General features: G+C 52.4%; 10 protein-coding genes. 9 read left to right on the top strand and 1 reads right to left on the bottom strand.

The genetic code is table 11. The annotated features are described in order from the left end of the window. Window positions 1-89 precede the first annotated feature (89 nt). The 9 genes from AB5Y76_RS09565 to drt3b all read left to right on the top strand — a co-directional run bounded on the left by AB5Y76_RS09565 (window position 90) and on the right by drt3b (window position 10,361). Window positions 90-1,028, top strand: a complete 939-nt coding sequence (locus AB5Y76_RS09565; protein ID WP_263717578.1) for a DUF2157 domain-containing protein — start codon at window positions 90-92, stop codon at window positions 1,026-1,028. Next, window positions 1,021-2,025 (top strand): DUF4401 domain-containing protein, encoded by a 1,005-nt coding sequence (locus AB5Y76_RS09560; protein ID WP_263717577.1) that lies wholly within the window; start codon window positions 1,021-1,023, stop codon window positions 2,023-2,025. Before AB5Y76_RS09565 ends, AB5Y76_RS09560 begins: the two co-directional genes overlap by 8 nt. Further along, window positions 2,022-2,540 (top strand): GDYXXLXY domain-containing protein, encoded by a 519-nt coding sequence (locus tag AB5Y76_RS09555; RefSeq protein ID WP_263717576.1) that lies wholly within the window; start codon window positions 2,022-2,024, stop codon window positions 2,538-2,540. Before AB5Y76_RS09560 ends, AB5Y76_RS09555 begins: the two co-directional genes overlap by 4 nt. 71 nt (window positions 2,541-2,611) lie before the next feature. After that, window positions 2,612-3,358 carry an ABC transporter substrate-binding protein gene (locus AB5Y76_RS09550; protein ID WP_263717575.1) on the top strand — a complete coding sequence of 249 codons (747 nt, stop codon included), beginning with the start codon at window positions 2,612-2,614 and terminating at the stop codon, window positions 3,356-3,358. Between the two features lie 130 nt (window positions 3,359-3,488). Then, window positions 3,489-4,235 carry an ABC transporter substrate-binding protein gene (locus AB5Y76_RS09545; protein WP_263717574.1) on the top strand — a complete coding sequence of 249 codons (747 nt, stop codon included), beginning with the start codon at window positions 3,489-3,491 and terminating at the stop codon, window positions 4,233-4,235. Window positions 4,236-4,374: 139 nt separating this feature from the next. Continuing rightward, on the top strand, window positions 4,375-5,130 hold the full coding sequence (locus tag AB5Y76_RS09540) for an ABC transporter substrate-binding protein (RefSeq protein WP_263717573.1): 756 nt from the start codon (window positions 4,375-4,377) through the stop codon (window positions 5,128-5,130). A 1,119-nt stretch (window positions 5,131-6,249) separates the two neighbouring features. Then, a complete protein-coding gene (locus AB5Y76_RS09535; RefSeq protein WP_263717572.1) occupies window positions 6,250-6,915 on the top strand; it encodes a hypothetical protein in 666 nt (221 codons plus the stop codon). Window positions 6,916-7,249: 334 nt separating this feature from the next. Beyond that, window positions 7,250-8,431 carry an antiviral reverse transcriptase Drt3a gene (drt3a, locus tag AB5Y76_RS09530; protein WP_263717571.1) on the top strand — a complete coding sequence of 394 codons (1,182 nt, stop codon included), beginning with the start codon at window positions 7,250-7,252 and terminating at the stop codon, window positions 8,429-8,431. After that, the gene (gene drt3b / locus AB5Y76_RS09525) at window positions 8,424-10,361 is read left to right on the top strand and encodes an antiviral reverse transcriptase Drt3b (protein ID WP_263717570.1); all 1,938 of its coding nucleotides are present in this window, start codon (window positions 8,424-8,426) and stop codon (window positions 10,359-10,361) included. Before drt3a ends, drt3b begins: the two co-directional genes overlap by 8 nt. A gap of 903 nt (window positions 10,362-11,264) precedes the next feature. Here drt3b and cysS read toward each other — a convergent pair. Beyond that, a complete protein-coding gene (cysS, locus tag AB5Y76_RS09520) occupies window positions 11,265-12,641 on the bottom strand; it encodes a cysteine--tRNA ligase (RefSeq protein WP_041208491.1) in 1,377 nt (458 codons plus the stop codon). Window positions 12,642-12,846: the final 205 nt, after the last annotated feature.

The raw sequence follows: 12,846 nt of genomic DNA, 5'->3' as shown, positions 1-12,846 counted from the left end.
TGTCGCAACCACCAGCCGCAGAGCCAAGGGACAGTGCACGGTTGCGGGTGCCTCATGCCATAATGGGGCAAACCTCGTGGAGTCCCCCCATGCACAACGTATCAAGAGAGACGCTTCTCGAATGGGTCAAACAGGGACGGCTGGCGCCAGAGAAGCTGGCGGACGCCCTGACCCTCGCCGATCTTCCCCCCCATCCGGCGCGCTGGCAGTGGCTGTTTGACCGGCTGCTGCTCTGGCTCGGTGCCCTCTGCATCGGGGCTGGCCTTATTTTCTTCGTCGCCTTCAACTGGCAAGAGCTGGGCCGGGTCTCCCGCCTCGCCCTGCTGGAGGCACCGCTGCTCGCCATGCTGCTTCTGCTGTGGCGAAAACCGCTGGGGGATACCCCCCGTCAGGCACTGCTGCTCGCTATCGCCCTCAATATCGGCGCCCTGCTGGCGCTGGTGGGTCAAACCTACCAGACCGGTGCCGATCCCTGGCAGCTGTTCGCCACCTGGGCGCTGATGCTGGTTCCACTGGCGCTATTTGGCCAAAGCCCCCTGCTCTGGACCTTAAGCTGGCTGCTCGGCCAGCTGGCGCTGGTGCTCTACTGGCGGCTCGGTTTGTTCACGCTCTTCTTTACCTTTGATGAAGAGGGATTGGGCTGGTGCCTTACCCTGCTCAACGCCGCCCTCTGGGCTCTGCTTCTGCTGGCACCTGCCAGCTGGCGCCTGATGCCAAGCTGGCTGGCGGGCCTTGCTGCCGGTCTAGGAGCTACCCTGCTCACCCTGCTGGCGCTGTTTGATGCCGCATCTGCGCTGGTGTGGCCGCTCTGGTTTGGTTGGCTGGCCGCGGCCTACGCACTTTGGCATCACAGATTTATCGCCGGACTCGCCATGGGGTGCCTCAGTCTGATTGCCGTCATCCTCGCGGCGCTGGGCAAGTGGATGGAGCCCGACATCAACGGTTTTTTGCTGCTGAGCCTGATTGCCATCGGCCTTTCTGTCACCGCCGCCCGCTGGCTGCAACAACAACGGAGGTCTCATGAGTGATCTGACCCTTTGGCAAGCACTGCAACAGGCCAATCTGGTGGAAGGGGATCAGCCCCGTGATACCCAGCCCCACTGGTCGAGCCGCTTTCTGCTGGGGCTGGTGGGCTGGATTGCCGCCCTGTTCCTGCTCTTTTTCCTGTTTCTCACCTTCGAGCAGCTGACCCGCGAGGCCAACAGTGCCCTGCTGCTCGGGGCCGTGCTGTTGGCGGGGGCCTACGCCCTCAATCGCAGCCAGCGCGGCGATCTCTGGGATCAGTTCGTGCTGGCCCTCACCCTGGCGGCCGATGCCTGGCTGCTCTATGGTCTGCTCGATCAGCTGGACCTTCATCACGCCCTGCTCTGGTTTGGGTTGTGCCTGCTCTCCCTTGCCATCGCCGTGCTGTTCGATCACTGGCTGGTGCGGCTGTTTCACAGCGTGGCGGCGGCCCTGCTGCTCACCCTTGGCCTTGCCTGCCTCGGGCTGCAACTGCTGGCCCTGCCGCTGGTGATGGCGGCCATCACCTTCTGCTGGCTGCGGGCAGATAGGGATCCAGAGCGCCACCAGCTCTACCACTCCATCACGCTGGGGCTGGCCCTCTCCCTGCTGGTGCTGGGTCGTCTGCACCACCCGTTGTGGGATGGCGGCAGCAGCGTGCTGGACGAACTGGGGCTGTCTCGCCTGCCGCTCTGGCTCAATCCGCTGATCTGCGCCGCCCTGCTGCTGGCGGTGATGGTGAAACTGAGGCTCCCCCTGCTGTTTGGCCTGCCGCTGGTGCTGATCAGCGCCGTTATCCCCGGCATGGGGGCGGGCGCACTGGTGCTGATCCTCGGCTTTTATGCCGGCAGTCTGGGGCTGATGACCCTCTCGGCCCTGCTGCTGCTCGGTTATGGCTCGCTCTATTACTACGATCTGGGGCTCACCCTGATGACCAAATCCTGGCTGCTGCTGGGCTCCGGCATCCTGCTGCTGGGTGCCCGCCAACTGCTCACCACCTTCGCGGCAAGGAGCGACACATGAAACCCGTCACCCGACAGCTCTCCCTGTTGCTGAGCGGCCTCGCCATCCTGGCAGGCATCAATGCCACCGTCTGGCGCTATGAGCGCGCCATGAGCAGCGGCGAAGTGGTGCTGCTGCGGCTCGCCCCGGTCGATCCCCGCTCCCTGATGCAGGGGGATTACATGCGGCTGAACTACGAGATTGCCCGCGAGCTGACCAGCCGCGACGCTCGTACTACTCAAAACAAGGGCAGCGATACCCTGGTGATCCGGCTCGATGCCCATCAGGTGGCCACTCTGGTGGCCGATGGCAAACCGGATCGGCTCGCCAGCGATGAGCGGCTATTGCAGGTTCACCAGAGCGAGCGGCAGTGGCAGATCGGCCCCGATGCCTACTTCTTTGAAGAGGGCACGGGGGAGCAGTACGAAGCGGCCCGCTACGGCGAGTTCCGGTTGCAAGCGGATGGCAAGACCCTGCTGGTGGGGCTGCGGGATGAGGCCTACCAGCCCATCGGGCAGATCCGCGCCCGCTGGTAACGGCAGTGAGTGGCTATTTACTCTGTTCATGGTCACACTCAAGGGAAGGTTGATCGCTAAGGATGTTCCCAATGAGGATATGGCTGATCTGTCATCTGTTGCTGCTCTGCTGGGCCTCGACGGCCCGGGCTGATCTGGGCAAGCTCGAGTACCTCACCGAAGAGTACCCCCCCTACAACTACCGCGATCCGCAAGGCCAGCCCACCGGCCTTGCGGTCGATCTGCTGCAGATGATCTGGCAACACAGCGGCGTAACACCCCAGCCGGTACGCATCCTGCCCTGGGCGCGGGGTTATTACTTGCTAACCCAGAAGCCCAACGTGGTGCTCTTCTCCACCGCCCGCACCCAGGCCCGGGAGGATCTCTTCAAGTGGGTATGCCCCATCGGCTACTCGGAGTACATACTGCTGGGCCGCAAAGCACAGAACATCACCCTGACCGCCTTCGAACAGATGAGCCAATACAAGATCAGCGCGGTGCGTTCGGATGCCGCCGAGCAGCTGCTGCTCAACAACGGCATGGATGACAACAACATCATCCCGGCCAACCGCCTGTCGCAGGGGTTGAAGATGTTGCTCTCCGGCCGCGCCGACCTGCTCGCCACCAGCAAGCTGGCGGGATATGACGCCATCCGCGAACTGAAGCTGAGCAGCGACGACTTCAACGTGGCCATGGTGCTGAGCGCCGAGCAGCTCTGCTATGCCTTCAGCCGTCAGGTGCCCGACAGCGAGATCACCCTCTTTCAGCAGGGCCTGACCCGCGCCCTCGCCTCGGAAGAGTTTCGCAAATTGCAGGCCAAATACCTGCCGGTGCGCTGAGCACTCACTCACCCGCTGGGCAGCAGTTCGCTGCCCATTTTATTGATGAAAGATGCAATAGAGGTGGCTAGCTATTCCCGCCGCAAGCAGTCAAACTGGGCTACATAGTTGATTGTGAAGGATCTTTCCCGTGCGGACATGGCACCTACCTCATCTGCTACTGCTCTTGTGGGCCACCTTCGCGCAGGCCGATCCGGGCAAACTCGAGTATCTGAGCGAAATCTCTCCCCCGTTTAATTTCAGCGACCAGCAAGGGATGCCGACCGGATTGTCGGTGGAGCTGATGCAGCTTATCTGGAAAGTGCGGGGCGTGTCGCCCCAGCCCATCCGCATTCTGCCCTGGGCCCGGGGCTACAACCTGCTGCAACAAAAACCCAATGTGGTGCTGTTTGCCACCGCCCGCACCCCGCAGCGGGAAGCACTCTTCAAGTGGGCCTGCCCCATCGATCACTCGGAGTTTGTGCTGCTGGGGCGCAAGGCGGACAACATCACCCTCGGCTCGGAGGCCGAGATCAGCAGCTACAAGGTCGGCGTGGTGCGCTCCACCGTCTCCAAACAGCTGCTGCTCGAACGCGGTATCGATGAGCGCCAGCTGATGCTGGCCAACCGCCTCACCCAGGCGGCCAAAATGCTCACCTCAGGTCGCGCCGATCTGTTTGCGACCAACAAGCTGGCGGGCTATCAAACCCTGCAGCAGCTTGGCTTCAAGCCGGATGATTTTCATGTCGCCTTCGTGCTGGATGCCAGACCGCTGTGCTACGCCTTCAGCCGTCAGGTGCCCGACAGCGAGGTCGCCCTCTTTCAGCAGGCGCTGACCCACGTCGTCGCCTCGGCGGATTTCTCGGCCCTGCAAGCCAAATACCTGCCGCTGCGCTAACGCCCTGATCGCCGCCGACATAGGGCGCGGGATGGGACTGTGCACCCGCGCTTTTTTGCCAAACATGCTCCGTCGCCTTGGCGAAATCGGCCAGCTTGGTCACACTTGAGCAGATATTCCCTTGATCAGGATGGCAAAAATGAAACCATGGATTGGATTGGCCGGGGCGCTGCTGGCCACCCTCGCACAGGCGAGTCCTGAGCTCGGCAAACTGCACTACATCACCGAAGAGTACAAACCCTACAACTACGCCGATGCCAGCGGCGCCCCCACCGGCCTCGCGGTCGAGCTGCTGCAACTGGTATGGAAAAAGACCAACACGCCGGCACAGCCCATCACTATCATGCCGTGGGCGCGCGGCTACTACCTGCTGACCCAAAAGCCCAATGCGGTGCTCTTCTCCACCGCCCGCACCCAGGCACGGGATCCCCTGTTCAAGTGGGCCTGTCCCGTCGGCTATATCGAAGTCGTGCTGGTAGGATTGGCCGAGCGCAATATCACCATCACCAAGCTCGACGATGCCAAGGCGTTCAATATCGGCGCGGTGCGGGCCGATGTGGGGGAACAGCTGCTGCTCAACAACGGCTTTGACGAGACCAGGCTGATGACTGCCAATCGGCTGGCACAGGCGCTCAAGATGCTCACCTCCGGCCGGGTTGATCTGCTGTCAACTCACAAGACCACCATGGAGATGCTGGTCGCAGAGCAAAAGATCGACCCAGCCAGCTTCAAGGAGCAGTGGGTGCTGAGCTCGGAGCAGCTCTGCTTCGCCTTCAGCCATCCGGTGAGCGACGAACTGGTCAAGGAGTTCCAGACTGGCTTGACCCAGGTGCTGGCGAGCAGCGAATACCCGCTGCTGCACAGCAAATACTTCCCAACCCCCGCCGCCAAATAGCGGCGCCGCGTCGAGCGCCAACAACAAGGGGCCCACCGCGGGCCCCTTCGCTTTTTACCGTTTGCGCGCCCCTCTTTTTACCGTTTGCACTCCTCTCGCGGCGTCACCCTACCGCCCTGCCACTGCCAAGCCCCGACAATCATCAACTAATCGCTAATTAATAAAAGTTTGTGCCAGCGCAAAAAATCACTCTTTTCTGATAGTTAGCTCATCAAAACCATAGATAAGACCACTCTGGCTCCGTAATATGGCGATGGGCGTCTGTTGACCCCTTTTCCGAGATCAATGGTCAACGGCGCAATCTGGTAGCGACAGTCAGGGGCGGTAGCCACTTTAGCGGAAACCAGCCGGTCTCCCGCGCCTGCGCCGAGGTGCGAGGGTTGCACCCTCGACGGGCGCTCCCGTCAGCCCCCGGGGCTGTGCCCATGCCCCCATGCGGATACGACGCTTGGGGCAATTTGTAAGGTCGAATCGGGTCGAATGGGGTCGAGTAGGGTCGAGTAGGGTCGATTAGCGAAGCGTAATCGTCCGCAGTAACCATCCCCTCTCCCTGCGGGTAAGCGGTAGGGTGCAATAAGCGCAGCGCATTGCACCAAGGTAACCGTCCCCTCTCCCCTTGCGGGAGAGGGTTAGGGTGAGGGGGTCGGTAACGTCATTGCTTGGCGAAATATCGCCGTCTAATTGGCATGGATTCGCCATGCAGGACACGAGGACTCCGTCCTCGACGGGGTTTCGCCGCCGCTGCGCGGCTTGGCGAGTGACTTTTCTTTGCGTGGCCAAAGAAAAGTCACCAAAAGAAAGGCCACCCCCACTTGTTCGCCCTCCTGCGTCGGGTTCCCTCGGTTCAGGCAAAAGGTCTGGCGGAACGACGCAGACGGTACATCCCTGTACCGCCTGCGTCTGCGCCGTCGTCCATGGCGGCGCTCCTGACCTTGTGCCCTCACCTCGGCGAACAACAGGGGGCAACACCCGACCCATAGCCCCGAGGAAAATATCAGATACAGGTTTCATGCCGATCCGAGAGAGAGATGTAATTCACTTCGTTCATTACACCCTACGATATACACCGATTTCCATTGCATTATTTCCTATCAGACAAGATACATTTTCGAGATTGATATGAGCAACAGCCTAATTGATAATTTGAAATCGTTTAACCGAAAAGAGCGGTTTTACCTAATTGGTCAAATGCTGGGAAACCCAGAATTTCGCATGGATAAAATACAGCTTGATGAGATATCTAGGCTCATCGGTATCACAATCCCCAGTGAATACTTTGCTGCTATGGATTATCACCTTGACTGGATCTATGCCAGCCTATTTCTCACCCAAGAACATGATGAAAAAACATTCCCACGAAACTTCATCGACAATAATAAAAAGGTGGACTTGCAAATATCAGGCACTCAAGAGGATGTCGATTTTCTTCTTGCTTTTGTTGATCACGAAAACACAACCCATATTGTGATGATTGAAGCTAAAGGCGATAGCTATTTTAGCAACGCTCAGTTAAACAGTAAAAACAAGAGGTTCAAGGCTATTTTCGGCGATGAAGATACATGGCCAAATGTAAGGCCTCACTTTTTACTTTGCAGCCCAAAAGAGCCACAAAACGTAACCATTGAAGATCCAGTCTATTTTATGCTTACCAAAGGTCAAAATCCTATTTGGTTCCCGCTTATAATGGGCACAGGAAAAAATAAAGTGACTCGATGTATGGATGGTGAGAAAAACAACAAACCATCTAGTGAAGGTGACCATTGGAAAGTTGAAAGCCGTACTTAGAAATAGTGGGGCAATGTACTGTTTTTACTGCTCGCATCCCGGTGTTATCGGGGATAACTATTGGGGAACCCTTATCTCAGAACCAATCCCTCGCCCACCACTGGCGAGATCAGATTGTCGCACCTATGCAACAGTAGGCGGCAGTAGGCGGCCCCCATCCCTATCGGGAAACGGTTTTGTATTGAAGGCCCGATAGTGAATATTTCACTGTAATAAAACCTTATTTCTCGAACGTCCGATCACGCTTCGTTAATCGAATCAACTTCCACACCAAAAATATATTTAACATCAATTTTCATCCTTGTATTAATGGCCTCAGTTATTTAGAAAAATCATGCTAAAACAAACCTTTGATAAAGAGCAGCTGGTAAAAATACTGACTCCAGCAGATGTATATAAGTGGCGGTTGCTATCTCAACATGGCTCTATAGATACAGCCATAGTTAATATCTCAAATCACTGGAGACGTTCAGAATTATCTTTATCCCCTCTAAAAAGCACATTAGTTAAAAGAAAAAAAGTATTCAGCGCGTCTATAGCAGAAGATGATTTATCAATAAGGCTACTAGATAGATTCATTCGGAGGATATATAAAGTCAGGCAATCAGATAGAAACCGAATCATTAGACAGCTATTATCGTTATTAAAAGACTCTGGAAAATATCATGTAATTAGATTGGATATCAAGGATTGTTATGAAAGCATTCCATTTCAAAAATTAATAACAAAAATGGAAGATGATTTGATCTTATCGCCAGAGTGCATGAAGATACTAAGACAAATAAGCACTTGGCTCAAAAGCATTCATAATTATGATGGTTTACCCAGAGGGCTTTCTATTAGCCCTACTCTAGCTGAATTATATCTAGAAAAATTAGATAATGAAATTTCCGCATCACCTAGCGTTATTTATAGTGCTAGATATGTAGACGATATAGTAATTCTTGTTCCTCAAGGGCAAGAATTAGATGTAGAAAAGCATATAGATGCAATAGCTAATGAAATGGGGTTCGAGTTCAATAAAACATCGAGCAAATATTTTAGCGGACCTTCGTCCCAAGCAAATTTTGATTTCTTAGGATACTCAATTCAAGTTAGCCCGGCAAACAACAAACCAAATAAAGTAATGGCTAGAATATCTAGTTCAAAACTTAACAAAATTAAAACCAGAATCATTACATGTTTATCTGACTATAAGAGACAAAACAACTTCAGTCTTCTAAAACGGAGACTTGAATATCTTTCGATGTTAAAAATCGTAAAGAAAGGGAGGAATGGTAATTTATTAGCAGGCATTGCTCATAACTATCAATATGTTACCGATGAATTTGAATGCTTGAAGTCAATTGATGGATTTCTTCTACATCATCTTAACTCTGCACGATTTCAACTTAGTCTACACCAGTTGAATGCAATCAATAAAATAACTTTTTATGGCAATGTTAGAAATAAGAAAGTAGGTAATTTTAGTCGAATTAAAACGATTCAAATCATGCAGGTATGGAAAGATGTCTAACATTATAAAGGTTGATACTAGAGATAAATTAAGAACTCTTCTAACTGATGTCCTTCCCTATGAGTTACCATTGTGGTTTTCAAATTTTTCTATGTACCAGAGACTCAAAGAGCCTCAATGTTTAAATGCATATAAGACAATATCAGGATTGAATTTCGATAATGCAGGTGGTACTTACATCCCTTTAGATTATCAAATAAGTAGAGGGGGAAATAAAAGTCCAAGAACAATATCAATAATGCATCCTGCTGCACAATTAAAAGTTTGTGATTTTTATCATGAATACGATAACCTAATTGAGTATTCATGTACAAAATCCATTTTCTCACTGAGATATCCATATAGAAAATCTACAAAGTTTTATGGTAAAGCACAACGAGGTTCGAATCTCCTTGATGGTGTAGAGAGTATTGATGAAGAAAGAATTGTCTCTAGCTCTTACTTTAAGTATAAAAAATATCCTTTCTTATATCGTTTTTTCGAATCATATGAGTATCATCGACTAGAGAAGCAGTTTCACTGTATGCTCCAAGTCGACATATCTAAATGCTTCCCTAGTATATATACCCATTCAATTGGCTGGGCTGTAAAGGATAAGCGTCTAGCAAAATCAAAGCCTAAAGGTAGTTTCGACGGTGAGTTTGACAATTTAATGCAGCTAATAAATTACCGCGAAACGAATGGGATAATTATTGGGCCTGAAGTGAGCCGAATTTTCGCTGAAATAATTTTACAAAAAATAGACTTAAATCTTGTCAAGAGAATGCAAGAGAGTGGATTTAAAATTTCAAAGGATTTTGATTTTAGACGTTATGTTGATGACTATTTTGTTTTTTATCGAGCTGAAAACGTTAGGGTTGCATTTGTTAAATGCCTTGAACTCACCCTTTTAGAATATAAGATGTACTTGAATGAAGCAAAGACAACGATGGTCTCTCGGCCCTTTGCAACTGATATTTCTCTAGCTAAACACTCGTTGAAAACTGTAGTTAACGACTTTTATTCTTCACGCTATAAATTAGAAGGGAGTGACCTTGAATACATATCAAAATTAAATAGACCCGAATCGAAAGGTAATAGAACCATCTCCGATTTCAAGATGGCACTAGCTAAACATAAAGTAGAATACCATTCAATTTCAAACTATTTATTTAGTGCAATTACCAAAAACACACTTACATATCTATCAAAATTATCAGGTCTACAGGAAAAGGAAGAACATCATTTAAACTGGCTTCTAGTAGATTTAGATTTATTGTTTTTTATTCATGCAATGGACATTCGCATCAGACCAACCGATAGGCTTGGTAGATTTATCAATGATATAATTGAAATTACAAATAATTGGCCAGAAAATTACAAAGACCTTATTAATAAGAAAATTTTTGACCATGTTAAACAGGCGATGAATATTTTCATAAATCATTCAAACGATATGATTGGCCTTGAAACACTAAACCTCTTAATAATCCTAACTATGCTTCCCGCTAAATATCAATTACATGAATCTAAAGTGCAGGAATATTTAGAACATCTAAACAGCAGCTCAAACACAAATGATTTTTATTTTATATGGGTGACCTGCATGCTATATATAGGGAGCAAGGATGGATATGATCAAATAAGAAACAATCTAATACAAAAGGCTGAAATCTTCCTTCTTTCCCATCCGGATATGTTCATTTCAGCTGAATATTTTATGTTCTATTTTGACTATCTTGCTTGTCCACATATTGACCTGCAAAAAAAATTACACATGATTCAAAAAGTTAAAAATAAAACTTGGAGCAACAGTCAGAATCAAGTAAGCTTCAACGTAAACCAACAAGCTCAACAGGTCCTACATAAAGACTTTATTGTTTGTTGGAGAGATTCTGATTACTTGAAGAGTTGTTTAAAGAAAAAAGAGTATCTCTTCTCGTATGACTAGTTTATGTCGTCTGCTTCCGTATGCATCTAAGCTGGCTTCAATGATTGCTACTGACCACCTTCATAGGTGGTCAGTAGAGGCCTCAAGCACCGAGGCTTCACTTCTCGTGAGGGCTTGGGGACTCAAGCATCATTGTGGTTAGTTTACGGGCTGAGGGTAACCTTAGCCACACACACGATTGGAGGCAGACGGCACCCATTTAGAAATGGAATATCCTTTCGCTACTTTGCAATAAAAAGTAACCTTCCTGCACTAAAGGGAAAAACCGCAGCCTTGAGCTGCGGTTTTTATTTCTATTCCCCAAACACTTTTGCACTCAATTTTTCCCCCCTTGCACAGCTCTCCCCTTTCAGCGGAAAAGGCGGTCAACATGCACGCTAATGCCACGGGCGGGCACGGTATTGGTTCCCCCTGCAAACCGCCGAGCCGAGTTCAACGGGTCAGGAGCGCCATCAGGGATGATGGCGCAGCCGCAGCCGGCACAGGGATGTGCCGTCTGCGGCGCTCCGTCCGACCCGTTGGACGAGACGAGGGAACCCGCGAAGCGGGCGGTTTGCCGGGGGAAAAGACTTTTGGTGACTTTTGGTCTTTCAAAAGTCACTCGCCCCAGCCCGAAGGGCGGGCGAAACACCTTCGAGGGCAAGGCCCTCGCGTCCTGCATGGCGAAGCCATGCCATTAAGGCGTAGGACGATATTCAGCCGAGAAATGACGTTAGCCCCCCTCACCCTAACCCTCTCCCACAAGGGGAGAGGGGATCAGAGCGCAGGCCACCGAGGCTTAAGCAGATCGCAGAGGCTTAAGAGGTGTCGAGGGAAGATACACAAAAAAAACCGCAGCCCAAGGGCTGCGGTTTTTTATTGGCTCAACCTGTTGGCACCAGACGCCAACAAGGCCAACCGTCCTTACGCACGGCGCCAGCTGGTTTTGCCGGCGCTGTCTTCCAGCACGATCCCCATCTCGGTGAGACGGTTGCGGGCGGCATCGGCAGCAGCCCAGTTCTTGTCGGCACGGGCCTGATTGCGCTCGGCGATCAGGCGCTCGATTTCGGCAACCTCTTCATCCGCTTCGTCACCCTTCAAGAAAGCCTCGGGGTCTTGCTGCAGGATGCCGAGCACGGCGCCCAGCTCGCGCAGACGGGCGCCCAGTGCGGCGGCAACGGCCATGTCTTCACCCTTCTGGCGGTTGATCTCGCGCACCAGATCGAACAGGGCGGAGTAGGCTTCCGGGGTGTTGAAGTCGTCGTCCATCGCTTCCTTGAAGCGCGCCACCTGCTCGTCGCCACCGGCAGCAGCAGCTACCGGCAGATCGCGCAGGGCGGTGTACATGCGCTCCAGCGCGGCGCGGGCTTGCTTGAGGTTATCTTCCGAGTAGTTGAGCTGGCTGCGGTAGTGGCCAGACATCAGGAAGTAACGGACGGTTTCGGCGTCGTAGTGGGCCAGCACATCGCGGATGGTGAAGAAGTTGCCAAGGGATTTGGACATCTTCTCTTTATCCACCATCACCATGCCGCTGTGCATCCAGGTGTTGACGTAGTCGCCACCGTGGGCGCAGCAGGACTGGGCGATCTCGTTCTCGTGGTGCGGGAACTGCAGATCGGAGCCGCCGCCGTGGATGTCGAAGTGGTTGCCAAGGTGCTTGGAGTTCATGGCGGAGCACTCGATGTGCCAGCCAGGACGGCCCGGGCCCCAGGGGCTTTCCCAGGTCGGCTCGCCGGGCTTGGACATCTTCCACAGCACGAAGTCGAGCGGGTTGCGCTTGGCATCGACCACGTCAACGCGGGCACCGGCTTGCAGCTGCTCCAGATCCTGGCCGGAGAGCTTGCCGTAGTCGGCATAGGATTCGACGATAAACATCACGTCGCCGTTATCCGCCACATAGGCGTGCTCTTTTTCCAGCAGGGATTGCACCAGCTCGATGATCTCTTCGATGTGCTGGGTGGCGCGCGGTTCGATATCCGGGCGCACCATGCCGAGGGCGTCGAAGTCGGCGTGCATGTCGCCAATCAGACGTTCGGTCAGCTCGTCGCAGGTCACTTGGGTCTCGGCGGCACGCTTGATGATCTTGTCATCCACGTCGGTGATGTTGCGCACATAGGTGAGGTCATAACCGGCGTAACGCAGGTAGCGAGCCACCACATCAAAGGCGACGAAGGTGCGGCCGTGGCCGATATGACAGTGATCGTAGATGGTGACACCACACACATACATGCCCACCTTGCCCGGGTGGATAGGTTTGAATTCTTCTTTTTGACGAGTGAGTGTGTTGTATATCTTCAGCATCTTCTAACCACTGCCTGTGAGTAAAATGGTTGGTCATAATACCCCGTTCAGGGGCAGAAAACGAGGCAGAAAAGCGGGCCAATCCCGCCTGCCAGCACGGTTACGGCGCCTGAGAGACTATGCCGCCAGCCCCTGATGGGCTAGAATTGCCACCACTTTATGCCATACACCTGCGGGCACTTCGTCGTCCGCATCAAATGAAAGG

The organism is Aeromonas sp. R1-2 (genome assembly GCF_040908505.1).
GTDB classification, from domain to species: Bacteria; Pseudomonadota; Gammaproteobacteria; order Enterobacterales; family Aeromonadaceae; genus Aeromonas; species Aeromonas veronii.
Note: the sequence above shows the minus strand (reverse complement) of the source record. Positions and strands in the feature narration are given on the sequence as shown.

What these genes read in the sequence shown, in the direction of transcription:
- AB5Y76_RS09565 (WP_263717578.1), top strand. Translation starts at nt 90, where the DNA reads ATGCACAACGTATCAAGAGAGACGCTTCTCGAATGGGTCAAACAGGGA.
- AB5Y76_RS09560 (WP_263717577.1), top strand. Translation starts at nt 1,021, where the DNA reads ATGAGTGATCTGACCCTTTGGCAAGCACTGCAACAGGCCAATCTGGTG.
- AB5Y76_RS09555 (WP_263717576.1), top strand. Translation starts at nt 2,022, where the DNA reads ATGAAACCCGTCACCCGACAGCTCTCCCTGTTGCTGAGCGGCCTCGCC.
- AB5Y76_RS09550 (WP_263717575.1), top strand. Translation starts at nt 2,612, where the DNA reads ATGAGGATATGGCTGATCTGTCATCTGTTGCTGCTCTGCTGGGCCTCG.
- AB5Y76_RS09540 (WP_263717573.1), top strand. Translation starts at nt 4,375, where the DNA reads ATGAAACCATGGATTGGATTGGCCGGGGCGCTGCTGGCCACCCTCGCA.
- AB5Y76_RS09535 (WP_263717572.1), top strand. Translation starts at nt 6,250, where the DNA reads ATGAGCAACAGCCTAATTGATAATTTGAAATCGTTTAACCGAAAAGAG.
- drt3a (WP_263717571.1), top strand. Translation starts at nt 7,250, where the DNA reads ATGCTAAAACAAACCTTTGATAAAGAGCAGCTGGTAAAAATACTGACT.
- drt3b (WP_263717570.1), top strand. Translation starts at nt 8,424, where the DNA reads ATGTCTAACATTATAAAGGTTGATACTAGAGATAAATTAAGAACTCTT.
- cysS (WP_041208491.1), bottom strand. Translation starts at nt 12,641, where the DNA reads ATGCTGAAGATATACAACACACTCACTCGTCAAAAAGAAGAATTCAAA.